Origin of the sequence: Echinicola jeungdonensis (assembly GCF_030409905.1) — a bacterium.
GTDB classification, from domain to species: domain Bacteria; phylum Bacteroidota; class Bacteroidia; order Cytophagales; family Cyclobacteriaceae; genus Echinicola; species Echinicola jeungdonensis.
This window is the reverse complement of record NZ_JAUFQT010000001.1, coordinates 1208272-1233443: the sequence shown is the minus strand read 5'-3', so window position 1 is coordinate 1233443 and position 25172 is coordinate 1208272. Positions and strand designations below refer to the sequence as shown.

Here is a 25172-nt window from a genome sequence, read left to right as displayed (position 1 = left end):
AATAGGCTTTATTAGTTCTGTTTATTGTCTAATATACAAATAAACAGGTGTTTATGGTAATTTATTTAACGGCTAATTATACTTTCTTGAAGGTGGGTGATAGATAGCGTTACAATTTGCCCCCAACAATAATAGTTTTCTTAATGGGTAAAATTTCTCCATTTAGATTGATAATTTCTGCCCATAGGATATAATATCCAGGCCTAACTTTTTGACCTTTCAAATTGGTCCCGTCCCAAGTGTAAATTCCAGATTGGCCCAATATGTCATTTTGGCAAATTTTCTTGATCAAATGTCCTCCAGTGTTAAAAATACGCATGTTGGCCAGGAATCCGGATTTAGGCAATTGATAACGGAATGTGGTAAAAGGAGGATTAATAGGGTCGTTGGGGGTAAAAATTTTAGGGGAAACCTGTACTATAGATTCTTTATTTTCATTGGGATAATAATGAGAATTTTTAAATCCTGGGGTAGCAAAACCAATTGAAGCTGCTGCTGAATGCCAATTTTCTGGCTCATTTGCTTCCTGATCAGGAGAAATACGTTCCAATGAAACTCCTTGGGGATCCTTTAGGAGTTCATGATGGAGGTCTTCGTTATAATTCATTCTTTCTTCTATGTTTTCCTCCGGGTTTAATAATATCACTGTTCCCCCTGAAATTGGATAACTTGGCAAGTCTGGAATTTCTATCAGATTTTCCTTTTTGGCCTTGGGGTATACTTGAATCAATTCTTCCGGACTTTCGGTAAAAACCAAATAACTATGGGGCTCAATTATTAAGGAATTTGTGGAGATGAATTCCCGGTCACTGATTTTTTTTTCTTTAATATTGGCCAACTTCCAATTATTTAAGTCAATGAATTTGGAGGAATGGTTATAAACTTCCACAAATTTTGGAGTCCCGGATTGGGGATGAAAAAGAATTTCATTTAGCAATATGTCACCTTTGGAGGCTAAGGAGGGAACTTGAAAATTTCCTTGGGCAAATTGAGGTTGGATGGAATTTCCCTGGCAATCCCTGATATTTTTCACTTCTAATGAATAAAGAGTTTTTTCTTTTAAAAGCTGGTCAACCTTTATTACCAACTTAGTCAATGATGTGGGAACAAAATCTGCCTGAATAACTTCCAAAGCAGGGCTGATGGTCCAATTTGAACTTGTTAAATCAGGTTGAAGGGTTTCATCAAAATCCAATCTTAGATGGGTGGAATCCATGACCGTTATGCCTAGTAGCTTTGGGCCAACAAGGTCGGGGGTATCGTCAAAAACGGAATTTTTCCTCCCCGGAGTCCCTAGTTTAGGGTCAGTGGAAGGCCGGAGTTTTAAGGATTGGTTGCAGGGAGAATAGGGGTTGACAACTTCAAGGCTAATACCGTCATCCGCCAGGGAAGATGAACCAAAGCTGGCTTCAGAATATGCCAAGCTGTCAAGGCAGACCTTATTTTGGAGTAGTTTTACTTGATCCCCACTATTGACAAATCGGGGCCAGGATGTTAACCCTACTGTAGGTCCATGAGGCTCAAAGGCAGATTTATCATCCTGGTTGGCCAAGATTAAATACCCTTGGGGAGGCAATTTGTAATTGGGGATGGAGACCTCTGTCTTGCTGTTAGCCAAGTGTAACCCTACCAGATCTAAAGTGTCTTCCCCTGGATTCAAAATCTCGATATATTCTGCATAGGGTAGTGGATTCTCTTTTTTTGGTGCAGGCATAATTTCGTTAATAACAATTGCTTTGAAGTCAAGGGAATTCGGGCCGGTATATTGGAAGAAAAATTCTTCATCTTGAATAGGGTTTCTTGCCAGGTCTTCTACTCCATTAACTATTAAATTGTAACCTTTTCCGGAAATTAATTTCTCTTTGGGTTTAAGGAAAACTTGGTGTTTTTCTTTTCCCCAATTAATTTCTGCCGGAGGTTTTCCATTGATAGAATAATGTTCTGGAATGATGGCCATAATGGAATCAACTGGCTCTGAAAAATTGATTTCAATTTTTTGTTGGTTAATAACATTTACTTCATTGATTTTGGGAGGGGAAAGATCCAGGGAAAAACTTCTATTTGATCCAGCCATAATTTGGCCATCCTGATCCAAACGAAGTGGGACATCTAACTGGTAAATGATATTTTCTTTAAGTCCTGGGTTTACTCTTAAAGTTAACCTTTCTGGTTTTTCAGGATCAAAATCAGGGTTTAGAACAAAATTTTCATCCGTAATTTTAAATGAAAGGGAGTGGATTATATTGGGGTTTAAAGGGCGGTCATGATCTAAAATGATTTTGTCTTGTTGGGCTACTTCCAGAAATTGGATATGGTCTGTATATAGAGCTTCAAGCTCCTGGGTTTTACTTTCAAATCCTGATTGGCTGACAATTTTTTGAATTTCTACATCAGCTTTTGAGTTTAGTGAAATAGGTTCTGATAGGTGGAGTGAAAGGCTGAATTCGTTATCTGCTAATATGATGTCTTCGGGCTGTTCTCCATTTATTTCGAAAATATCGGTATGGCTTGCTGAGGTTGGATCCAAAATTTGAGTAAAACCCAAATGGATAGTTTGGGCATCCAGGAAATAATATTGACCAAGAAAAACATGATCATTTTTGATGGTATAATCAATAGTTTTTCCCTCTTGTCCCAAATTATTCAAGGTTAAATGTATGGGGTGGGATTTCATTGGATTTTCAGTTTTTAAAACCCAGGAATCCTTACTTTCTTTTTGTAGCATTATTAAATTATGGTTGGATAGGGATACTTGACTCACCTGGATTTCCTTTAAGGCTTTTGTGGTTTGGAAATTCAATTTATAGGGGCTTTGAAGAAAAGCGGTATCAATAGATAGGGGAGGCTCTTGGTCGGTAAACGGGGGGGTAAAATTATCGATTAAAAGCCTGGCAGAAGTCCCTGATCCTTCTCCATAAATTACTTCCAGTTTAATGGTAATTTGGTCTTTGTCTGCAAAAGCTTTAGGAAGGTCTTCCTCATATAATTTAAATGGGCTGTCTTGGTTTGTAAAGGTTTGATCATTACCTATTTGTACCGGTTGGCTAAAATTATTGCCTCCATCAAAAGAGCAGGAATAATATACCGATACGGGCCGGTTCCCTGATCCGTTTTGTTTAGTTTTGGCAAAAAATGATATTTTAGGATTTTCTGCGCTTTTAGTGGATGATTTTATGTAAATTTCGGCGTTGAAACTCCCGATGGTCTGGATGCCAAGGGCATGAGAGCCTTCCAAGCCTTCTCCCAAGGCCTGGAAAATGCGTCTGGAACCTTCATGAATTTCATTTCCTGACCAATTGGGAAGAAATGGATCAGGGTGGTCGACATAATTAAACTCTGTGTCGAAATCCTGAATGGATGATTGGGCCGAAAGTAGGTACGGCAAAAAAAGGTTGGAAAGGAAAAATAAGGTCAAAAACTGGGTTAAGTGTGAGGTTTTCATAGCTCGTTTGGGTTATTGACCAGCCATTGTACAGTCCGATAAAAATTGGATGCCGGTATAAATGGCCTGGTTAGGATTCAAAAATTTGTCCGAATTGGAATTTTCCTTAACATGAATCCCTTATATGAAGATAAGGTCCATGTGAATTAATAATGACAAAACAATTCCATCTGTTGGTTAGAATGGATGGAATTTAATTTAGTATAAAAATCAATTAATATAAAGTTTTCAACAATGAAATTAGCGGTTGTGGGAGCCACTGGATTGGTTGGCTCGGAGATTCTAGAGGTGCTGGCAGAGCACAATTTCCCATTTGATGAACTTCTATTGGTGGCCAGTGAAAGGTCAGCAGGAAAAAAGTTAACCTTTAAAGGCAAGGAATATACTATAATTGGCCTGGCTCAAGCTGTAGAGGAAAAGCCAGATATTGCCATTTTTTCCGCAGGAGGTGATACTTCCAAAGAGTGGGCACCCAAATTTGCAGAAATGGGCACTATCGTTGTAGATAATTCCTCTGCTTGGAGAATGGATCCTACCAAAAAATTGGTGGTTCCTGAAATCAATGCCAAGGCTATAAAAATTGATGACAGAATTATTGCCAATCCTAATTGTTCTACTATTCAAATGGTATTGGCCCTTTCCAAATTGCGTGAGCGGTATGGCATCAAGCGTATCGTCGTTTCCACCTACCAATCGGTAACCGGAAGTGGCCTTAAGGCGGTTAACCAGTTGCTAAGCGAAAGGGAAGGCAAAGATGGAGAAAAAGCTTATCCACATAAAATTGACTTGAATGTTTTGCCTCACATTGATGTGTTCCAGGAAAATGGGTACACTAAAGAGGAAATGAAGATGATCAACGAAACCAAGAAGATTTTCGATGACCCCTCCATTCAGGTAACAGCTACTACCGTTCGTATTCCAGTAATGGGTGGTCACTCTGAATCTGTTAATGTTGAGTTCAAGGAGGATTTTGACCTGGAAGAAGTTAAAGAAATATTGGCAGCCACTCCAGGTGTTGTTGTTCAGGATGATGTAGCCAATAATGTTTATCCAATGCCATTAAATTCCCATAAAAAGGATGAAGTGTTTGTAGGCCGTTTGAGAAGGGATGAATCCCAAGCCAAGACCTTAAATATGTGGATTGTGGCAGATAATCTTAGAAAAGGTGCTGCCACCAATGCGGTGCAGATTGCCTCTTATTTGATGGAACATAGCTTGGTATAAATTGGATTTTAAAAAAATCTACACACCAGAACTGATACAATTTGTGCAGGATCATCTTCAGGAAGATCCTGCACAATTGCTTTTAAGGCATGGCAAAATCACAGCATTTGACCTTAAAGCTGCCATCAAACAAATTTCAGCCCGACAAAAGGTAAAACAAAAACTTCCCTTTTGGGTGGGGAATAAAGAAGTGATTTTTCCCGATGCTGTTCCTCTGGAGCAGTGTTCCTCTGAGCTGACAGCAAAGTTTAAAGCTAAAAAGGTGAAAGGAGCATGTTTGGCTGACCTGACAGGGGGAATGGGAGTAGATACTTTTTATTTGAGTTCCAGTTTTGGTCAGGTAGATTATGTGGAAAGGAATGAGGAATTAGCTCAAATAGCTCAATGGAATTTCCATGTTCTCCATACACAGCCAGATAAAATTACATTCCATCAGGGCGAGTCAATGGAATTTTTGAAAAATTCCTTCAAATCTTTTGATTGTTTGTTTATTGATCCGGCAAGAAGAGGAGACCAAAACCAGAAACTTTACAAATTGGCTGATTGTGAACCCAATGTGGTGGAAAATTGGCAACTTATGACAGGGAAAGCCAAACAAATTATGATAAAAGCTTCCCCCATGTTGGATATCAAGGCTGCCATAAACGAATTGCCGGAAGTCAATCAGGTGATGGTAGTGGCCGTAAAAAATGAGGTGAAAGAGGTTCTTTTGCTGTGGGATGAGCAAAAAAGTATGGAAGAGGTAAAAGTAAGTTCATATGAATTGTCACAGGAGCCCATTATCCCATTTGAATTTACATATGGAGAGGAGGAAAGTGCTAGCCTGGAACTGGCCAATCCGGAAAGTTATCTTTTCGAACCCTCTGCTGCCATATTAAAAGCAGGAGCTTTTAAATCATTTGCACACCATTATAGCGTGAAAAAACTCCATCCAAATACCCACCTTTATACTGGAAAATGGATACCCACTGGCCTGCAGGGAAAAACTTTTGAGATTTTGGAGCCATTGAAGCTGGACAAAAGAACCGTAAAAAAAACTTTTCCAAACAAAATAGCCAATGTAGTAGTAAGAAACCATCCTATGAAAGCGGCGGAGATCAAAAAGAAATTTCAATTGAAAGATGGTGGACACGATTTTTTGATTGCTTTTACAGGTCAGGACAATAAGCCTGTTGCCTTCCGTTGTAAGAGAATCCAATAGGATACCTACTTGAATACCTGCTTATTTTGTGGTAATTTATAAAGGAAATTAAATTTTTAGATTATGGGACATAAAGTAGCAGGGGTAATAATCGAAAATAAACAGGGCGATATCACCAAGCAGCCCGACCTGACGGCCATTGTAAATGCAGCCAACGCCCAATTAAGAATGGGAGGTGGTGTGGCCGGTGCCATTCACAGGGCAGCTGGGCCAGGATTGGAAGAAGAAACCCGGGCAATGGCTCCCATTAAACCTGGTGAAGCCGTCATCAGTGGTGGCCATAAGCTTCCCAATAAACATGTGATTCACTGTTTGGGACCTGTTTATGGGCAAGACAAGCCTGAGGCGGAGAAGTTATCCAACTGTTATAAAAATGCCCTAAGGATTGCTGATGAGAACAAAGTTGAGTCCATTGGCTTTCCAGCCATTTCAACTGGAGTATTTGGGTATCCGGTAAAAGAGGCGGCCCAAGTGGCCTTTCAAACCATCATCAAAGAAGCCCCGCAATTGAAAAACGTAAAGACAATCAAGTTTATATTGTTCAGCAATTCGGACCTAGAAGTGCATGAGGAGGTTCTGAATGAATTGGTTAAGGATTAATATTTCTGGATTTCGGTAATTTTTCTGACGGTCAAAATAAGTAAAGAATTGGTTCCCTAATTACACTGATTTTATTAATCTAATCTGATTTTTCCCTTTCCCCCAAGTGGACATTAGGAAGGATAATTTAATAAAATTACACAAATGTTCATTTGACTTCCCAAGGTAGATCTGTGAAAATTGGCCTGCTGAGGGCGATTCCTCGACCTATTATTATAACTTTATATTACTGGTAACGGAGATTACATTTTATCTAATCAAGAAGAAAAAACTGGCTGATAAAAAGGTATAAGGCAAAGAACACTATGGACAGGGACCCATAAACCTGAAGGACCTTGAGCCTGTTGGACCGGTCCATAAACCAAAGCACAAAGACAGGCCTGATAAAACCTACAAGGATACAGATCAATGCGGAATAGCAAAGGATTTTCATTAATAAGGCCAGAGCAATAAGCATATTTTTAATAGGTTTAAGTTTGCTTTAAGCGGTTTTCGTGCCACTTTGATTATAGCAGATTAAAGATGAAAAACCAAAGGGAAATGACTATTGCAGATTCAAAAAGGAGTTAATTGTCCACACATCATATCTTGACATAAATTTCCTAGGTCTTGAGCTTTGGACCTCGTTCCTGTTAAATAAATGTTGTTGGAAGCTGTTTAAAGCTTTAATTCTTTTAATCCGATAAGATTTTCTAATGCGGATTTCAGTTCAACTTCCCCCGAATATGATAAACCAAAAAAGGACAGTTTACAAAAACTGTCCTTTTACTATTTAGTGTGTAATTAATTCTGAATTATTTTTTACGTTTTACTTCACGCATTTCATAGCCTTCGATTGTATCATCAATCTTGATATCATTGTATCCTTTAATTGAAATACCGCATTCATAACCTGATCTAACTTCGGCTACATCGTCTTTGAAGCGTTTAAGCTGATCGATTTCCCCATCATGGATAACAATACCATCCCTGATGATTCGGATTTTGTTCTTTCTGGTTACATAACCATCGGTTACATAACAGCCGGCCACAGTACCGATTTTGGAAATCTTGAACACTTCTCTTACCTGGATATTTCCGGTAATTACCTCTTCATATTCAGGTTCAAGCATACCCTCGATGGCATCCTTGATCTGGTTAATGGCATCATAAATGATAGAGTAATGGCGGATTTCAATTTCCTCCTGCTCTGCCAATCGCTTGGCACTGGTGGAAGGTCTTACCTGGAATCCGACAATTATGGCATCAGATGCAGAGGCCAACAATACATCGGATTCAGAAATCTGTCCTACACCTTTATGAATGATGTTTACGCTAACCTCATCTTTGGAAAGTTTCAACAAGGAATCTGAAAGGGCTTCCACAGAACCGTCCACATCACCTTTAATAATGATGTTGAGTTCTTTAAAGCTTCCAATGGCCAGTCTACGACCAATTTCATCCAAAGTGATGTGTTTCTTGGTTCGCATGCTCTGCTCCCTATTGATTTGTTCCCTGGAGGTAGCAATTTCCCGGGCTTCTCTTTCAGTATCGTAAACCTTCAGTATATCACCGGCTTGGGGAGCCCCATTGAGTCCTAGTACCTGAACAGGGGTGGAAGGACCAGCTTCTGTTACCTTTTTACCTGTATGATCAAACATGGCTTTTACACGGCCAAAGTGTTGACCTGCCAACATGATGTCACCGATTTTTAATGTACCGGCCTGGATCATTACAGTGGATACATATCCTCTTCCTTTATCAAGGGAGGCTTCCACTACGGTACCTACCGCATTTTTTTCAGGGTTGGCTTGCAGTTCCAGAATCTCAGCCTCCAACAATACTTTTTCAAGCAGTTCATCAACCCCTTGACCTGTTTTGGCAGAAATTTCCTGAGACTGGTATTTACCTCCCCAGTCTTCCACCAAAAGGTTCATATTGGCCAGCTCCTCTTTTATTTTGTTAGGGTTGGCGTTTGGTTTATCAATTTTGTTGATGGCAAAGATCATAGGCACTCCAGCAACTTGAGCGTGGTTAATGGCCTCTTTAGTTTGCGGCATGATGTTGTCATCAGCTGCAATTACAATAATGGCCACATCCGTGATTTTGGCACCCCTTGCCCTCATCGCGGTAAAGGCTTCGTGACCAGGAGTATCCAAAAATGCGATCTTATCACCATTGTCCGTCATTACATCATAGGCGCCAATGTGCTGGGTAATTCCCCCGGCCTCATCACTGGTTACTTTGGAACTTCTGATATAATCCAATAAGGAAGTTTTACCGTGGTCTACGTGACCCATGATGGTCACAATAGGCGCTCTGGATTCCAGATCTTCAGGAGCATCCTCCTCTTCAACCTCGGCTTCCTCTTCATCAGATTTTGTAAATTCTACCTCATATCCAAATTCATCTGCAATAATGGTAATAGCTTCTGCATCCAGTCTTTGGTTAATGGAAACAAACATGCCCAAAGACATACAAACGGAGATAACTTCATTTACCGAAATGTCCAGTAATGAAGCCAGGTCATTAGCTGAGATAAATTCGGTTACCCGAAGGATTTTGCTTTCTTCCAATCCTTCCTCAGCGTAATCCTTCTTCCTATCAGTACGTTTATCTCTTCTGCTTTTGCTCTTGCCTCCACCGGATTTTCCACCGCCTTGAAGTCTGGCAAGAGTTTGTTTGATCTGGTCTTGGATTTCTTTTTGGGTAGGTTCCACTTTTTGGAATCTGGATCCTTTTCCTTTGTCGCCTCCTTTTTTACGACCTCCTGGGCCACTTCCTGGGCCACTTCCTGGGCCACCTCCTCTAGGACCGCCTCCTCTAGGGCCGCCTCCTTTTCCTTGGGGGCCGCGGCCGCCTTGTGGGCCGGCTCCCGGCTTATCTATACGTTTACGCGGTCTTTTCTTTTTCTCTTTGCCTCGTTCATCGGAAGAAGCAACTGGCTTGGGCTTTTTCTTTGGTTTATCCTTTGGCAGGTCAATTTTCCCCAAAACGGTAAGCCCCTTCAAAGCATCCGCTTTAGCGGAAATGACTTTTCCGGAAGCGTCCTTTTCCACTTCCTCTTGTTTTTTAGATCCTTCTTCTTCTTTTTTAGCAACAGGTTTAGCGGGCTTCTCAGCTTGCTTTTCTTTTTCTTTTGATGCGTCTTTTTGAGGGGCCTTCTCAGGTTCCTCCTTAGATGTTGGTTTAGCGTTTTCAGTCTGCTGAGGCTTCACAGCCTTAGTTGGCTCTTCTTCCTGAGCCTTGGGTGTTTTTTCTTCTTTTTTAGGCTCTGCGGGTTTTTCCGCAGCCTTTTCAGCAGGTTTTTCTGCTTTAGGGGAGGTTTTTTCCTCCTTTTTTGGTACTTCCTTCTTGGGCTCAGGCTTTTCCTCCTCTTTTTGGGTTTGCCCTTTTTTGTTCAAGTCTATTTTGCCCAATACTTTGATGCCCTGAAGCTTTGGAGCTTCATTAGACACTTTTTCAGCCTCTTTTTTCTCTGCCTTTTCTTCTTTTGGTTTTTCAGGGGCAGGTTTGGCTGGTTCTTCCTTTTCTGTTTTTTCTGGCTCAGTTTCAGATTCGGCTTTGATAGTAAAGGTCTCATTGTGACGTTTACCAATAGAAAGATGAGAAGCTTCCTCCTTTTCCTGGGCAGAGGATTTAAACTCCTTCGCCAACATGTTGAACTGATCCTGACTGATCTTGGAGTTAGGGTTGCTCTCTACATCAAAGCCCTTCTTAGCCATGGAATCCACAATCGTGGAAATTCCCACGTTGAGCTTCCTGGCTACCTGGCCTAATCGCATCATTTTTTCTTCTGACATACGCTAAAACCTCTTGCTAAATTTATTTTTGGTGTAAATGATTTGCCTTTTTACAGGCTATCCTATTTACTGTTCAAATTCCTGTTTTAATATTTTGAAGATCTCCTCTATGGTTTCCTCTTCAAGTTCTGTTCTTCTGATAAGGTCATCTTTTGACAAAGCCAAGACGCTTTTGGCTGTGTCAAGCCCTGTCTTTTTCAATTCCTCTATTATCCAACCTTCAATTTCATCAGAAAATTCAGTTAGATCCACATCTTCTTCCTCTTCAAAATCAGACAGTTCGCGGAATACGTCAATTTCATATCCCACCAATCTGCTAGCCAAACGGATATTGTATCCACCTTTACCAATAGCCAAAGATACTTGATCCGGTTTTAAAAATACAGAAAGTCGCTTTTCTTCTTCATTATTCTGAATCGAGCTTACCTTGGCCGGACTTAATGCTCTGGAAACATATAGTTCCAAATTGTCCGTATAATTGATGACATCAATGTTTTCATTTTGCAATTCCCGTACCACAGCATGGATCCTGCTTCCTTTCATCCCCACACATGCTCCCACTGGGTCAATGCGGTCATCATAGGATTCCACGGCTACCTTGGCACGCTCTCCGGGTTCCCTGACGATTTTTTTGATGGTAATCAAGCCATCATAAACTTCAGGAACCTCATTTTCAAAGAGTCTCTCCAAGAAAATAGGAGAAGTTCTGGAAAGAATAATCCTTGGATTCCCATTGACCATTTCCACTTTATGGACAATGGCCCTTACAGTGTCTCCTTTTCTAAACCGGTCTTTTGGAATTTGCTCATTTTTGGGAAGGATTAGTTCATTGCCTTCTCCATCCATCAGGAGCATTTCCCTGCCTAATATCTGATAAACTTCTGCGGAAATGATTTCTCCGACCAGCTCTTCGTATTGTTGGAATAAAAGGTCCTTTTCCAGATCCTTGATCCTTTGGATCAAAGTTTGGCGAGCCATCATCACTGCCCTTCGACCAAATTCTTCCAATTCAATTCTTTCATAAGTCTCTTCGCCAATCTCAAAGTCAGGCTCAATTTTCCTTGCTTCGGATAGGCTGATTTTGTCATGGTCCCAGATGTCTTCTGAATTGTCATCTACAATCTCCCTGATCCTCCAGATTTCCAAGTCACCCTTGTCCGCGTTGATGATCACATCAAAATTCTCATCTGTTTCGAACTTTTTACGAATCATTGCTCTAAATACATCTTCCAAGATGCGGATCATTGTAGGACGATCCACATTTTTTGATCTTGCAAACTCTGCAAATGATTCTATAAGAACTTTAGCATCCATTTTTTTTATTTAAAAGAGACTAATACAATTGATTTCTTGATTTGCTCCAAAGCTATAGGCATTTCCTGCTCAGTTGCTTTTTTGCCTTTTTCTTTTTGCTTGACCTTTAGGGTAATGGAGGAAGAGTCAGCCGAAACTAGTTGTCCTTCCAGGTGACCTCCCTCTTCCAAGGTGATTTTTAGGCTCCTGCCAATGTTTTTGCGATACTGCCTTAAGGAAGTCAAAGGATGGTCAATGCCCGGTGAGGAAACTTCTAACACATAAGCGTTTTCAATTAGTTCCTTGGCCTCCAGTTCTTCCCCAACAGCACGACTTACCCGGGCACAGGTGTCTATCTTTAATCCACCGTCCGCGTCAATTAACACACTTAACTTCTGCTTTGGCCCTCCTGGACTGATGAGGACATCCACCACAAAATGGCTTTCATCGGGAAGATGCTTGTCAACAATCTCAGTGATCGTCTGCTTTAAATTCATACCTTAATCTACCTATAATGAAAGAGGGGACTTTGTGTCCCCTCTCTTTTAAACGGCTAATACGGTACAAAGGTAGTAAATTTTTTTTCGTAAAAAAAGAAATGAATTAGCAATAAAAATCCATGTTTGATGTTTATTTTTGAAAATTCCTTTTTAATCATCCTTTTTAAAACCTGAATTTATTGGGGCCAGGGGAGTCCTCTTGGCTTACCCGGTAAATAGTTCAAAATGGGTTTAGGTTTTTAATCCTTATAGATTTTTAAAGGGTTTAATTAAATTTGCCGTATGCAACCACAAGAACTTAAGATTTACAATACACTTTCACGGGAAAAAGAGATTTTTACCCCCATTCAGCCTCCTTTGGTGGGACTTTATGTTTGTGGCCCTACCGTTTATGGTGATGCCCACCTTGGGCATGCAAGGCCGGCGGTAACCTTTGATACGGTTTACCGGTATTTGCAACATCTAAATTATAAAGTGAGGTATGTCCGCAATATTACGGATGTTGGGCATTTGCAGGGAGATTCGGATGATGGAGAGGATAAAATAGCTAAAAAAGCCAAGCTGGAACAATTGGAGCCCATGGAGGTGGCCCAGCATTATACCGATACCTATCACAGGGATATGGAGGCATTGAATACGCTAAAACCCAATATTGAACCAAGAGCTACCGGCCATATTCCAGAACAGATCAAATTGGTACAGGAAATTTTGGATAATGGCTTGGCTTATGAGGTAAATGGAAGCGTATATTTTGATGTTTTAAAATACAACAAAGAAAAGACTTACGGGAAACTATCCGGAAGGGTATTGGAGGAGTTGTTGAGTGGGAGCAGGGAACTTGAAGGCCAAAATGAAAAAAGAAATCCTATTGATTTTGCCTTGTGGAAAAAAGCTTCTCCTGAACACCTGATGAAATGGGAGTCCCCTTGGGGGTTGGGCTTCCCGGGCTGGCACCTGGAGTGTACTGCCATGAGCTCAAAATACCTGGGAAATCATTTTGATATCCATGGTGGAGGGATGGATTTGATGTTTCCCCATCATGAGTGTGAAATTGCACAGGGTAATGCCAGCCATGATGCTGATCCTGCCAAATATTGGATGCATAATAATATGATCACCATCAATGGCCAGAAGATGGGCAAATCCCTAGGGAATTTTATTACCCTGCAAGAGCTTTTTTCTGGGAAGCATGAATTGCTGGATCAGGCTTACACGCCTATGACGGTGCGTTTTTTTATTCTTACGGCGCATTATAGGTCCACTTTGGATTTTTCCAATGAAGCCTTAAAGGCTGCACAAAAAGGATATAAAAAAATCATCAATGGTTTAAGGGTGGCCAAAAAGTTGGAATTCCAGGAGGAGGCAGGAGTTGAAAAGGATGAAAAACAAATCCAACAGGTAGAAAAAAGTATTGAAAATGCTTACCGGGCCATGAATGATGATTTCAATACGGCCCAAGCGATTGGTCATTTATTTAATATCCTGAAGAAAATTAACAGTTTATATACAGGCCAATTGAAGTTTGGCCAGCTGGGAAAAGCTGTATTTGATAAAATGATCCAAACCTTCACCATTTTTGTGGAGGATATACTGGGCTTAGTGGAAGAATCTGAAAACCGTGGTGAGGAACTTTTGGAGATCTTGTTGAAGGTATATAAAGAAGCTAAATTGGCCAAAAATTATGACCGTGTGGATGAAATTCGCTCCGCATTGAAAGATGTGGGGGTAGTGGTCAAAGACATGAAAGATAAAGTGGATTGGGCATATGAAGAATAGGATTATTTGGGCGATGGCCTCGGCCTTGATATTATGGGCCTGTGGAGATAATACCGAAAAAATAACCGAAGATAAACCAGACCTTGCCGAATTAAAAAAGGAGGTTCCTGACTTCAATGCTGATTCTGCTTACCATTTTATCCAAAAGCAAGTTGATTTTGGACCAAGGGTTCCAAATACAGAAGGCCATAGGGAGACCAAAGCCTGGCTAATTCAAAAGCTGGAAGGTTATGGCCTGGAGGTAAAATCCCAGGAATTTACGGCCAGCTCCTATGATGGCAAAACATTGGAGTTGACCAATATCATTGCTTCATTTAAACCAAATGCCAAAAAAAGAATCCTGTTGGCTGCTCACTGGGATACCAGGAGAATGGCTGATAAAGACACCGAAAGAATAAATGAACCCATAGATGGCGCCAATGATGGCGGAAGCGGGGTAGGGGTTTTGTTGGAAATAGCAAGAGTGATCACTTCTTCGGAAAAGAACCCAGATATTGGCATTGATTTTATCCTTTTTGACGGGGAGGATGATGGGAAACCCGAAACCTCAAAAAGTGGTAGAAATGATGCGCAGTGGTGGTGTCTGGGCTCACAACATTGGTCCAAGAATCCGCATGAGCCAGGTTATTCTGCCTATTATGGTATCTTGTTGGACATGGTGGGGGCAAAGGGAGCCCAGTTTTATAAAGAGGGTGTTTCCATGCAATATGCAAAAAATATTGTCAATAAAGTCTGGGAAATTTCCCATATGATAGGCCACAGTGATTTTTTCCAAATGCGAAAATCCCATCCCATTACCGATGATCATATTCCTGTAAATGAAGTGGCCAAAATTCCAATGATCGATATAATCGATTATTCCCCTGATTTTGGCTTTGGCAGGTACCATCACAAGCACACTGATAATATGGAAATCATAGATAAAAGGACCTTGAGGGCCGTGGGGGAAACAGTGCTTTTTACACTTTATCAAGAATAGACTTGATCGCTTGTTTAAAGGTGAAAAAAACATTTTGGCTTTTAGGGTAAATGAAATATCCAATTTTGGCAAAATATTAATTGTTAGCTGGATTTCTTTTCTTGGTCTAAGCCCCAAAAGACCAATGTTTTATTTGATATGCTCCAATCTTTGGTTTGGTCTCAAACAATTATTTTTCCTCCTCAAAAGGCAACTTCCTAATTTTCTAAGTTACTACTTGCACACCTGTCCTTGTACTTAGTACCTAATAAATTCGAATCAATTAAATAAACCCAACTTTTAAAGTTATAAAAACGATTTTCCCGCTCCATTTCTTTAATATGCTTCAGGTGAATAAAAATTAATTATATTTATTTTTTGAATGAGTAAAGGAGATCATGAAAAAAGGACAAGTTACCATCCGCGATATCGCCCTGAAACTGGATATTTCGATTTCTACCGTTTCCAGGGCATTGCGAAACTCCCCTGAGATTAAGCTGGAAACCCGGAAAAAGGTTCTAAGGACTGCTGAGGAAATGAATTACTCCCCCAATGTGGTGGCCCAGAGTTTGAGGGTCAACAAAACCAAAACGCTGGGGATTGTAGTGCCTGAATTGGCCTCCCATTTTTTTGCAGCCAACATCAGTGGAATCCAGGATACGGCATATAAGCGAGGTTACAATGTGATGATCTGCCAGTCCAATGAAAATTACGAACAGGAAAAATCCGATATCCGAACTTTAATATCAAGTAGGGTGGACGGACTATTGATTTCACTTTCCAGGGAGACAAAACAATACGAACATTTGACCAATCTTTATGAAAAAGAAATTCCCTTTGTACTTTTTGACCGGATCTATGAAGAATTGCCGGTTACCACGGTAACTGTAAACGATACCCAAGGGGCTTACCAAGCAACAAAGCACTTGATTGGCCAGGGATGTAAGCGGATTGCATTTATGTCAGGGCCGGAAGGGCTGTATATTTGTAAAAAAAGGTTGGACGGGTATGAAAAAGCACTTCGGGAAGTGGGGATAGAAGTGGATCCCCAATTGATTGCCCATAGTGATCTCACTGAAAGAAGCAACAGGTCTCTGACTGAAGATCTGTTGAAATTGAAAAGCCGGCCGGACGCTATTTTTGCTCTCAATGACCCTGTAGCAGTCGATGTAATGAAAGTCCTTAAGGAAAAAGGAATTAAAATCCCCGGGGAAATGGCCTTGGTAGGGTTTACCAATATGCCTTTTTCGGATGCACTTGATCCTTCCTTGACCACCGTTGACCAACCTGCTTATGAAATGGGAAAATTGGCAGCCAATAATCTTTTGGATCAACTGATAGACCCGGAAGGTTTTCAACCCAGGACCATTGTTTTGGAAACAGAATTGGTTATGAGAAAATCTTCCCAAAAGAAGTAAAGGGCTGGAAACGTTTTCGGGAACGTTTTTTTCAAAAATAACGCACAAAGAGGCCGGAAAGCATTTTTTTATCTGTTATTTTGGCGATTTGAAAGAAAAAATCAAAGCCAAATAATTAAATACCAATCCATTGTCAGCATCTAACCAAACCCAAAGTGCAATTAAGATAGAGGAGACCGTTTTTGGTAAAAACAAAGACGGTCAGGAAATCCAGCTTTATACCATCATAAGTCCAAAAGGCCATAAGGCATGTGTCACCAATTATGGCGCCACTCTGACCCATTTATTTGTAATTAATAAGGAAGGCCAGCTCCAGGATGTCGTATTGGGTTTTGACAGTTTTGAAGGTTATCAATCCGAAGCTTATTTTCAATCCGGGGCATTTATGGGAAGTACCGTGGGCCGGGTCTGTAACCGGATTGAGGGAGGAACTTTTACTTTGGAAGGAAAAACCATACAGTTGGATAATTCCCATCAGGGAAACCACCTTCATGGAGGGAAAGAAGGATATGATAAAAAGATATGGAAAGCAGAGATAGTCGAAAATGGCCTTAAACTCCGCTACCTCAGCCCGGATGGAGAGGAAAATTATCCTGGAAATCTAGAGGTGGAAATATTTTTTGGCTTCTGTGATGGAGATGAATTTACTATCCATTACAAAGCAAAGACTGATAAAACAACTGTGGTAAATCTGACCAACCATGCTTATTTTAATTTGGGAGGAGATTTTTCAAAATCCATATTAGACCATGATTTGCAGGTCAATGCACCTTTCTATGTGCCTGTAAAAGAAAAAAGCATCCCGACTGGTGAAATTCTTTCCGTAAAAAACAGCCCCTATGATTTTTTGGAGCCCAAAAAAATCCGGGAATGCGTTTTTGCAGATCATCCTCAAGTGAAAATAGGAAATGGGCTTGACCAGACCTTGGTCCTTGATCAGAAAAAGCCAAATATTAAGCTTTCAAATGCCCAAAGCGGCATTGAAATGGAAGTGTCAACCTCAGAGCCTGGTGTGCAGTTTTATACTGCCAATTACTTCGATGGAAGCTTGAAAGGGAAAAATGGAAGCACTTATCATCAACATGCAGGGATTGCCATAGAAACCCAGCATTTTCCTGACTCTCCCAATAAAGCACACTTCCCTTCTGTAGTTTTAAAACCCGGAGAGGAATTTGATTCTTTCACAAAATTTAAATTCTCGATCAATAAATAAATAAAAGCAACCTAATCATGAACCCTGATACCATTGCGTCAAAATTTAAAAGTTTATTTGATCAGGATCCTATTTTGGTAAAAAGCCCTGGAAGGATCAACCTGATCGGTGAACATACTGATTATAATGAAGGATTTGTCCTTCCTGCTGCCATTGATAAGGAGATGGTAATAGCCATTCAGAAAAATGGCTCAGATGAGTGCCATTTGTTCTCTTATGATTACCAGGAATCCCTGACTTTCTCATTGGATGATTTCTCACCCATGGATGGAGGCTGGGGCAATTATGTGATGGGGGTTGTTGCCCAGATCCAAAAGGCAGGCCACGAGCTATCCGGTTTCAATTTGGTTTTTGGAGGAAATGTGCCCATTGGGGCAGGACTGTCTTCATCAGCAGCCCTGGAATGCGGGGTTTGCCTTGCGCTTTCAGAGTTGTTTGGCCTTAATCTGGAGAGAATCCCAATGCTGAAATATGCCCAAAAAGCCGAACATGAGTTTGCAGGTGTAAAATGTGGTATAATGGACCAATTTGCCTCCATGATGGGCAAAGAAAACCATGCTATCAGATTGGACTGCAGGTCCCTGGAATACAATTATTTCCCAATCGAACTTGGTGATTATCAAATTATCCTTTGTGATACCCAGGTAAAACATTCCCTGGCAGATTCTGCCTATAATGACCGGAGAAACGAATGTCAGGAAGGTGTTGACGCTGTTCAAAAAGTTCACCCTGAAGTAAAAAGCTTAAGAGATGTTACGGTGCCCATGCTGGATGAAGTTAAGGACAAAATCAGTGAGGTAGTTAATACCCGCTGTCAATATGTAATTGAAGAAAATGAAAGGCTTCTTACCGGGTGTGAAATGCTTGAAAAAGGAGATATCAAAGGTTTTGGTAAGCAGATGTACGGTTCCCATGATGGGCTTTCCCAAAAATATGAGGTGAGCTGTCCTGAACTGGATTTCCTTGCTGATTTTGCTAAATCCAAGGAATATGTAGCCGGAGCCCGGATGATGGGGGGCGGCTTTGGAGGTTGTACCATCAATTTGGTGGAAAAGGCCAAAAAAGAAACCTACGAAAAGGAAATAGCAGCAGCCTTCAAGGAAGAATTTGGAAAAGAACTCCAAATCTATGAGGTAGATGTCACTGACGGCACCCGCCGGGTGTAGGTTGTCGAATCGTTGAACTGTCGAATTGTTTGGATGTTGGATTGTGGAAGGCTTAACGTTTAACGCTTAACGATTAAAGCATTTGACCTATAACCCAACAACCAGCAACAAGCAACAACCAATTACTAATTACAAATACAATATCAAACCTAATATACCATGTCTGATTTTAATTTTGAAGACCATAGCCATAGAAGATATAACCCCTTTACCGGGGAATGGCTGCAGGTTTCGCCTCACCGTGGCAAACGGCCCTGGCAAGGACAGGAAGAAAGCACAGCAGAGGATGAAAAAGTAGAATATGATCCCAAATGCTACCTCTGTCCCGGGAATACCCGTGTCAATGGTGATGAAAATCCCAAATACGAAGGCACCTATTCTTTCCAAAATGATTTTGGTGCCCTGACCCAGGATATTCCTGAAGGGGAAATGGTAGAAGGGGAGTTTTTCCGCGCAAAAAGTGAAAAGGGGATCTGCAGGGTAATCTGCTTCTCCCCAAGGCATGACCTGACCATTCCTGAGCTGGATGTGGAGGCTGTGACTAAAGTAGTGGAATTGTGGAAAAAAGAATACCTTGACCTGGGTGCCAAGTCATTTATCAATTATGTTCAGATTTTTGAAAACAAAGGATCGGTTATGGGTTGCTCCAATCCCCATCCGCATGGGCAAATTTGGGCGCAGGAATCTGTCCCTGTAGAGCCATCCAAAAAACAGGAAAATTTTTCTGCATATTTTGAGAAATATGGCAGAAGCATGGTGGTGGACTATGTGAAGGAGGAATTGAAGAAGGATGAGCGTATCCTATTTGAAAATGATTATTTCGTTGGATTGGTGCCTTTCTGGGCAGTTTGGCCATTTGAAGCCATGATTGCACCAAAAGTCCATATTGCTTCCCTGGCAGAGATGGACCAGGTACAAATGGAAGCTTTGGCGGATGCCTATAAAAAGTTGACCATCATGTATGATAATATTTTCAAGGTTTCTTTCCCCTATTCTGCAGGCCTTCATCAGGCCATAACAGATGGCAAAGAGCATCCTGAATGGGACTTGCATATGGTATTTTATCCGCCATTGCTGCGTTCTGCCACGGTAAAGAAATTTATGGTGGGTTATGAAATGCTAGCCAATCCCCAAAGGGATATCACCGCAGAATCAGCTGTAAAAATACTGAAAAGTCAGCCTAAAGAGCATTATAAAGAAAGTGTAGCAGCTAAATAAAATAAAAGCTCCCAGGGGATTCCTTGGGAGCTATTTTTATCGGGCTGGGATCAATTATTTTTCCCCATTTCCTTGTCTTCATCAAATTCTCCGTTTTTCATTTCCAAAGAGCTTTCGATGTTCATTTTTAGTTGTTCATATACTTCTACATTTCCATCATCATCACTTGGACCTACTTCGATCAAGCCGTCTCCGTCTCCATCCACAATGGAAGAAGGATCTATGCCATCAAGCAATCTGTCCATGTAAAGGATCAAGATGAAAGTTTTGGCTCCATCTACTTCAATGCCTTTGTTAAACTTAACCTCTACTTCATCTTCAATGTCAAGAGAAAGTTCAGCAGGGATGCCATTCCAATCTGCCTTTACTAATACAGATTTTCCAAACATTTCATCATCTTCTAGGACATTCGCCGCAGGAATCAAGTTAAAATCAACCTTTCCGTAAATACCGTTGTAAACAGTGGCATCAGCTACAGGTGCAACAACTATCTGGCCTTCTTCTACCAAAGTCAAGACCTGTGGTCCTTTATTTTTAAGGTTTACAATGGTAGGCTGATTGCTTGCTTCACTGGTTGCTCTCAAGTTCAGCTTGATGTCTTCCACGGACATCTTTACATCCGTAAAGGTTAGGTTACCATAAGTAAGGCCTCCACCGCTGCTTTCGGTGGACGTGCTTGTGGCCATGGTAGCTTTCATGGATACATGGCTTTGAGTGTCGGGAGTTTCATCAGTTTGTGAACATGATGCAACAATGGCTGTGGTGGCAATTCCCAAAAAAAGCCTCTGGAATTTCGTGGTACATTTCATAAAAACGATGTTTTTGTTGGTTTAAAATAATTTATCAACCATGTTTCTCAATAAATATGCCTATTACAGTATTAATTTGTAAAATATCGGTTATATACCTAAAAATGTCGTTTTGGGCCCTTTAGTGGTAAACCATACAAAGAAGAATGAGTAAAATTGGAAATGGTTATAAAGGGGAAAAATCAAAATTGTTGACTTCATCCCCAACTTGCTAAAATGAATAAGCTATTTTGCTGCCTTTTTCTCCATCCAATTCCACTTGGGCATACACTTCTATTTCCTGTTGAAGTTCTTCCACATGGGAAATGATGCCTACGATCCGGTTTTCGTGACGGAGTGATTTGAGTGTGTTAAAAACTATTCTAAGCGCATTTTTGTCCAATGCCCCAAATCCCTCATCCAAAAAGAAAAAACTTTGCTCGGCTCTATTGAGGGATTTTACCTTTTCTGCTAAGGCTAATGCTAGGCAAAGGGAGGCTTGGAAAGTTTGCCCTCCCGAAAGGGTTTTAAGTAAGCGTTTCCTTCCTCCATTCAGGTGGTCAGTTACCCAAAAGATATTACCTTCATCAATATCCAGGCTGAGGTTGTTTTTGGTCAGCTTCATAAACCTAAGGTTGGCTGTTTGGACCAGCTCTTTGAGGTATATATTGCTGACAAACTTCACAAATCCACTGCCGGAAAAAAGCCTATTAAGCTCTTTTAAGTTATTTTCCCTGTTTTCTACTTTCCTGAGTTCCTTTTGTTGCTGTTCCTTTTCCGCGAGTTTGTTTTTTATTTCAAGGATCTTGTTCTGCAACAGGGAAAGGGCCTCCTTGGTTTTATCCAAAATGGTTTTTTGGGAAAAGTATTCCTGTTCCAAAGCGTTGAAAGTTTCAGGTTGGAAATTTTTCACAGCTTCTTGGCTTTCTAGTTTTTGGATTTCGGCCAATGTTAAGTCCTTTTGCCTGTCAAAGGCTTTTATTTCATTTGCAATTTGATCTACATCCAATTCCTTTTCCAATAGTTGGATCACAATTTCCTTATTCTCAAAGCCATGGGTATCCAGGTTTGTTTTCAATTGTGAGACCAGTTTTTGGTGATTTTCCTGGGAGGATTTTAGTTGTTTTTTAAAATTATCAAGATTGGCAAGGTTGGTGGCTTGTTTCTGCCTTTCTGCCTTTAAGGCATCCTGGGCTCTAGGTAGTGCAACCTCCAGGTCCTCGATATATTGCTTTACCTTATGAATATCAGTGTCAATTTTACTTTCTTCCACCCCCTTATATTTATCCAAAAGGTCGGAATAATGGACTTCGTTTTGTTTTGCCTCAATCCTGGTCGTTAGGGTATCCAGTTTTTTTTGTGTTTCATGAAAGGCCGCAAGATCTTTTTCCGCTTCCCTCTGGGAAGACTGCATTTCACCTCTTAATTTTTTGAGGTCCATCTGAAGTGCTTTTTCTTCCTTTAAAACCCTTTTACAGGCATCCAAATGAGCCGCCAATTGGGAAATGCTGTCCAGGTTTTTTTCTTCCAGGGGGACAATTAGTTCCCGGTTTCTTTTTGCCAGTAAATCCGTTTCCCTCTGGGATTCTGTTACTCTGGTATGAATGGTTTCCCATTGGATTTGTTTTTTCTCCAATGTAGTTTGTGCTTGGCGAATCTTGTCCAGTTGATTTTTGGTGGCTTGGAGCTCAGTGTGGTTTTTGGAGAGGAAGTCTTCGTCAAAATCAGGGTGTAGTGGAGCAGGATGGTCCTTGGAACCGCATAGAGGACAAGGTTCCCCCTCTTCCAAAACCCGGGTATAACTCAATAAACCTTTTTGTTGAAGTAGGTTTTCCCGTTCTTTTTCAAGCTTTTCCAGGCGGGCATTTTCATTTTCTATGACTGCTTCAAGGGAATCGTTTTTTGAATTTAAACCCTCAAGAATTTCCTTTCGGTTTTGGTCTATTGCCTGTTTTTCATTTTCTAATTGCCTTTGGAAGCCTTCTAATTTTTCTAATTGGACAATATTTTGCTTCAATTCCCTATAGGTGTTTTCAAGTTGGCTGACCCATTCCATTTCTGGAACATCCATTTTTTCCAATTGAAGTTCCATTTCCTGTATTTTTTTGGATAGATTATCAGCCTTTTCCTGATAACTTGAAGTTTCCTTTTCCAGTTGAAGGTATTTTTGGCGTAGGGGCAGTTTTTGCTCCAATAATTTATTGAACTCCTTAACCTGCTGAAGGTCTCTTATCCTTGCCTCTTTTTCTCCTTTTTTGCCATAATCCTCGTAAAGTTTTTGGTATTTCAGCTCTAATACTTCAACTGATTTTTCATAACTTGTTTTGAACCGTTCACAGTCTGTAACGCTTACTTCATATTTTTCCAGATCAAATTCTTTTTCTTTAATTTGATCCAAAAGTGGTTTGAAATGGACCAAGGCTTTTTGGTATTGGTCCAATATTTTGCGTTGCTGTTGATAATGGCCTTCTTTTTTTTCTAAAGATGCTAGTTCATTTTTTAAGCCAGCAAGTTGTTCAGCTTTTTCCTTGATAATATTGGCCTTTTGCAAAGCAGCTTCCTTAGAAGTCAACTCTTTGGTTTGTTCCTCCTTTTTGAGAGCTAATTGCTTTTGTTGCTCCAAGTTTTCTGTTAAAAATTCCTCTGTGTACTCCTCCAAACCACCTAAAAGAGTTTCCAGTTGGATTTTTCGTTCCCTGATCTGGCTCATCAGCCTTTTGGTTTTATCAGCAAGATCAAACTTTTCCAGTCCGAATAACTCTTTCATCATATCGGCCCGCTCTTTGGGTTTTTGCTCAATAAAATCCCTGAATTTGCCCTGGGGGATGATCACCGTTTGACGGAAATGTTCCATTTTCATGCCTACCAGTTCCTCCCCTTTTTGTTCAGTAGGTACCCAGGAACCATTGGACAGATGATAAAAAATGTGCTCTGCAGGTTTTATATTGTCAAAATTCTTGGGATCTCTTTTTGCCTGGTAACTTGCTTTATAAGTGTTTTGGTTGTTTTTGCCTGCATTAAATTCCAGGGAAATGGAAAGAACGGAACTCTGCAAATTGACCATGCTGTTTCTCTCCCCTCTGTTGGAAAGCCTTTCAGTGTTGCCATAGAGGGCCAGCAGGATGGCTTCCAGGACAGAGGATTTGCCACTGCCCACCTGGCCGAAAATGCCGAATAATCCTGCCGCCGTCAATTGTGTGAAGTCAATGGTCTGCTTTTCCTGGTAAGAATAGAGGCCCTGGATTTCAAGTTTAATGGGAATCATGAAGGGTCGTTTTGGCTGATAATTTCGTTAAAAAGGGAAATGATTTCTTCGTTGGGTTCCATACCATTGGCACTTTGGTAATAACGTTTAAACAAGGTGTTCATGTCCTGACTGAGGTCCTGAGCCTGAAGCCCTTTATTGAGTAGGGCTGATTCACCTGTTAGTTTAGGGATCAAATTGACAATTCCATCATGAGCCTTCATTATTGCCCTTCGGGTTTCCGCTTCAATGGATTGTTCGGTTTCAAAAGTAATTTCCACAAAACAGTAAGGGTTTTTCTCAAGCCATTGCAAAGTGTCTGGAAGGTTGGTAAAGGTTTTCTGATAAAGCGGCCTTCCTTTCGAAAGAGTGATGGACTGATAATTTACCGGCTGATTGGGTAATGCTTCCACTAATACCACCTTTTTTTCCTGGTTAGCTTCGCTAAAGCTATATGCCAAAGGGGAACTACTGTAAACTACCGGACAAGGATTTTTATCCACTGAATGGTACCTATGCAAGTGGCCAAGGGCAGCATATTGGATGGGGGCAGGAATCAAATTGCTAAATAAGGCTTGTGTTCCCCCCACATGTAAAATGGGTCTTTCGCTTTCGGGTTCCTCCTGGGGTTTTTCTCCTTCCTTCATAAAGAAAAAGTGGCCCAGAAATAAGTTGACCCCATTTTCATCGCAGTAATTATCTGCGGTGTTTTTCCATTTTTCCTTTAGAACATTTCGGAAAGCTACTTCTTTATCCATTTCACCTAAGTATTGCTTGAGCAATACTTCATTGGCATAGGGGGCCAGGATGATCCTGACCGGGAAATCGAATCGGGGAAGTTTTAATTCCATAAAACCCTTATCTGCCCGGATAAGCTCCAATCCACTTTCCAACTTTCCGGTAGTAAATTCCTGGTCATATTTACTGTAGAAAAAAATCCCCAATTCCCTGGTCAAAGGGTCTGGGGCAGCAATAAATTGGGTGCTGTCATGGTTGCCTGAAATGGCAATGATGGGCCTTTTACCGTCATTGGATAATCTTTTTAAAGCTTTATATAGTAGCTCAACGGCTTCATGGCTGGGGTTAAAAGTGTCAAATATGTCCCCGGCAAGTAATATCAGATCTACCTCTTGCTGATCGGCAATTTCAATTATTTCCTGTAGAACCAGTTGTTGTTCTTCAAGGCGGGAATATTCCTGCAATCTTTTTCCCAAATGCCAATCGGCAGTGTGAAGGATTTTTAGCATATATTTATGGGGAATAAGTTCTTGATATACCAATTTCAGATTAAATTTAGGACCTTAATATTTGGCAAGCAAGTCTATTAGTTATTGGTGACATTTATTGGC

At 40.7% G+C, this 25172-nt stretch carries 17 protein-coding genes; 9 read left to right on the top strand and 8 right to left on the bottom strand.

Annotated features, from left to right (window positions below; translation table 11 throughout):
• Positions 1 to 109 precede the first annotated feature (109 nt).
• Entirely contained in the window at positions 110 to 3442 is a 3333-nt protein-coding gene (locus QWY93_RS05230; protein WP_290247120.1) for a lamin tail domain-containing protein, read from the bottom strand.
• A 234-nt stretch (positions 3443 to 3676) separates the two neighbouring features.
• Between QWY93_RS05230 and QWY93_RS05225 the strand changes: the two genes are divergently transcribed.
• From QWY93_RS05225 to QWY93_RS05215, 3 genes are all read left to right on the top strand, one after another.
• A complete protein-coding gene (locus tag QWY93_RS05225; protein WP_290247119.1) occupies positions 3677 to 4666 on the top strand; it encodes an aspartate-semialdehyde dehydrogenase in 990 nt (329 codons plus the stop codon).
• A 43-nt stretch (positions 4667 to 4709) separates the two neighbouring features.
• Positions 4710 to 5867 (top strand): THUMP-like domain-containing protein, encoded by a 1158-nt coding sequence (locus tag QWY93_RS05220; RefSeq protein WP_290247118.1) that lies wholly within the window; start codon positions 4710 to 4712, stop codon positions 5865 to 5867.
• 63 nt (positions 5868 to 5930) lie between these two features.
• Positions 5931 to 6467: a macro domain-containing protein gene (locus QWY93_RS05215; protein WP_290247117.1), complete on the top strand. Its 537-nt coding sequence runs from the start codon at positions 5931 to 5933 to the stop codon at positions 6465 to 6467.
• A gap of 253 nt (positions 6468 to 6720) precedes the next feature.
• Here the strand turns inward: QWY93_RS05215 and QWY93_RS05210 are convergent, their stop codons facing one another.
• The 4 genes from QWY93_RS05210 to rimP form a co-directional block, all read right to left on the bottom strand.
• Positions 6721 to 6924, bottom strand: a complete 204-nt coding sequence (locus QWY93_RS05210; RefSeq protein ID WP_290247116.1) for a hypothetical protein — start codon at positions 6922 to 6924, stop codon at positions 6721 to 6723.
• A gap of 337 nt (positions 6925 to 7261) precedes the next feature.
• Positions 7262 to 10249, bottom strand: a complete 2988-nt coding sequence (infB, locus tag QWY93_RS05205; RefSeq protein ID WP_290247115.1) for a translation initiation factor IF-2 — start codon at positions 10247 to 10249, stop codon at positions 7262 to 7264.
• 66 nt (positions 10250 to 10315) lie between these two features.
• Entirely contained in the window at positions 10316 to 11563 is a 1248-nt protein-coding gene (gene nusA, locus QWY93_RS05200; RefSeq protein WP_290247114.1) for a transcription termination factor NusA, read from the bottom strand.
• 5 nt (positions 11564 to 11568) lie between these two features.
• A complete protein-coding gene (rimP, locus tag QWY93_RS05195; protein ID WP_290247113.1) occupies positions 11569 to 12039 on the bottom strand; it encodes a ribosome maturation factor RimP in 471 nt (156 codons plus the stop codon).
• Positions 12040 to 12324: 285 nt separating this feature from the next.
• Here rimP and cysS point away from each other — a divergent pair, with 285 nt between their 5' ends.
• The 6 genes from cysS (at position 12325) to QWY93_RS05165 (ending at position 19791) form a co-directional block, all read left to right on the top strand.
• The gene (gene cysS, locus QWY93_RS05190) at positions 12325 to 13818 is read left to right on the top strand and encodes a cysteine--tRNA ligase (RefSeq protein ID WP_290247112.1); all 1494 of its coding nucleotides are present in this window, start codon (positions 12325 to 12327) and stop codon (positions 13816 to 13818) included.
• Complete coding sequence (locus tag QWY93_RS05185; protein WP_290247111.1) at positions 13808 to 14797, top strand: M28 family peptidase; 990 nt, start codon at positions 13808 to 13810, stop codon at positions 14795 to 14797. Before cysS ends, QWY93_RS05185 begins: the two co-directional genes overlap by 11 nt.
• Before the next feature lie 377 nt (positions 14798 to 15174).
• Positions 15175 to 16194: a LacI family DNA-binding transcriptional regulator gene (locus QWY93_RS05180; protein ID WP_290247110.1), complete on the top strand. Its 1020-nt coding sequence runs from the start codon at positions 15175 to 15177 to the stop codon at positions 16192 to 16194.
• A gap of 130 nt (positions 16195 to 16324) precedes the next feature.
• On the top strand, positions 16325 to 17407 hold the full coding sequence (locus tag QWY93_RS05175) for an aldose epimerase family protein (protein ID WP_290247109.1): 1083 nt from the start codon (positions 16325 to 16327) through the stop codon (positions 17405 to 17407).
• A gap of 17 nt (positions 17408 to 17424) precedes the next feature.
• The gene (locus QWY93_RS05170) at positions 17425 to 18573 is read left to right on the top strand and encodes a galactokinase (RefSeq protein WP_290247108.1); all 1149 of its coding nucleotides are present in this window, start codon (positions 17425 to 17427) and stop codon (positions 18571 to 18573) included.
• Between the two features lie 159 nt (positions 18574 to 18732).
• Entirely contained in the window at positions 18733 to 19791 is a 1059-nt protein-coding gene (locus QWY93_RS05165; protein ID WP_290247107.1) for a UDP-glucose--hexose-1-phosphate uridylyltransferase, read from the top strand.
• A 50-nt stretch (positions 19792 to 19841) separates the two neighbouring features.
• On the opposite strand, the gene QWY93_RS05160 is transcribed toward QWY93_RS05165, so the two are convergent.
• From QWY93_RS05160 to QWY93_RS05150, 3 genes are all read right to left on the bottom strand, one after another.
• Positions 19842 to 20600 carry a hypothetical protein gene (locus QWY93_RS05160; RefSeq protein ID WP_290247106.1) on the bottom strand — a complete coding sequence of 253 codons (759 nt, stop codon included), beginning with the start codon at positions 20598 to 20600 and terminating at the stop codon, positions 19842 to 19844.
• 211 nt (positions 20601 to 20811) lie between these two features.
• The gene (locus QWY93_RS05155; protein ID WP_290247105.1) at positions 20812 to 23844 is read right to left on the bottom strand and encodes an SbcC/MukB-like Walker B domain-containing protein; all 3033 of its coding nucleotides are present in this window, start codon (positions 23842 to 23844) and stop codon (positions 20812 to 20814) included.
• Positions 23841 to 25070, bottom strand: coding sequence for a metallophosphoesterase family protein (locus tag QWY93_RS05150; RefSeq protein ID WP_290247104.1), 1230 nt, complete (start codon positions 25068 to 25070; stop codon positions 23841 to 23843). The genes QWY93_RS05155 and QWY93_RS05150 overlap by 4 nt, the downstream gene beginning before the upstream one ends.
• Between the last annotated feature and the right edge of the window lie 102 nt (positions 25071 to 25172).

Bases quoted from the DNA above. Each gene is read 5' to 3' on its own strand.
- QWY93_RS05230 (WP_290247120.1), bottom strand. From the start codon at position 3,442: ATGAAAACCTCACACTTAACCCAGTTTTTGACCTTATTTTTCCTTTCC.
- QWY93_RS05225 (WP_290247119.1), top strand. From the start codon at position 3,677: ATGAAATTAGCGGTTGTGGGAGCCACTGGATTGGTTGGCTCGGAGATT.
- QWY93_RS05215 (WP_290247117.1), top strand. From the start codon at position 5,931: ATGGGACATAAAGTAGCAGGGGTAATAATCGAAAATAAACAGGGCGAT.
- QWY93_RS05210 (WP_290247116.1), bottom strand. From the start codon at position 6,924: ATGCTTATTGCTCTGGCCTTATTAATGAAAATCCTTTGCTATTCCGCA.
- infB (WP_290247115.1), bottom strand. From the start codon at position 10,249: ATGTCAGAAGAAAAAATGATGCGATTAGGCCAGGTAGCCAGGAAGCTC.
- nusA (WP_290247114.1), bottom strand. From the start codon at position 11,563: ATGGATGCTAAAGTTCTTATAGAATCATTTGCAGAGTTTGCAAGATCA.
- rimP (WP_290247113.1), bottom strand. From the start codon at position 12,039: ATGAATTTAAAGCAGACGATCACTGAGATTGTTGACAAGCATCTTCCC.
- cysS (WP_290247112.1), top strand. From the start codon at position 12,325: ATGCAACCACAAGAACTTAAGATTTACAATACACTTTCACGGGAAAAA.
- QWY93_RS05185 (WP_290247111.1), top strand. From the start codon at position 13,808: ATGAAGAATAGGATTATTTGGGCGATGGCCTCGGCCTTGATATTATGG.
- QWY93_RS05180 (WP_290247110.1), top strand. From the start codon at position 15,175: ATGAAAAAAGGACAAGTTACCATCCGCGATATCGCCCTGAAACTGGAT.
- QWY93_RS05170 (WP_290247108.1), top strand. From the start codon at position 17,425: ATGAACCCTGATACCATTGCGTCAAAATTTAAAAGTTTATTTGATCAG.
- QWY93_RS05165 (WP_290247107.1), top strand. From the start codon at position 18,733: ATGTCTGATTTTAATTTTGAAGACCATAGCCATAGAAGATATAACCCC.
- QWY93_RS05160 (WP_290247106.1), bottom strand. From the start codon at position 20,600: ATGAAATGTACCACGAAATTCCAGAGGCTTTTTTTGGGAATTGCCACC.
- QWY93_RS05155 (WP_290247105.1), bottom strand. From the start codon at position 23,844: ATGATTCCCATTAAACTTGAAATCCAGGGCCTCTATTCTTACCAGGAA.
- QWY93_RS05150 (WP_290247104.1), bottom strand. From the start codon at position 25,070: ATGCTAAAAATCCTTCACACTGCCGATTGGCATTTGGGAAAAAGATTG.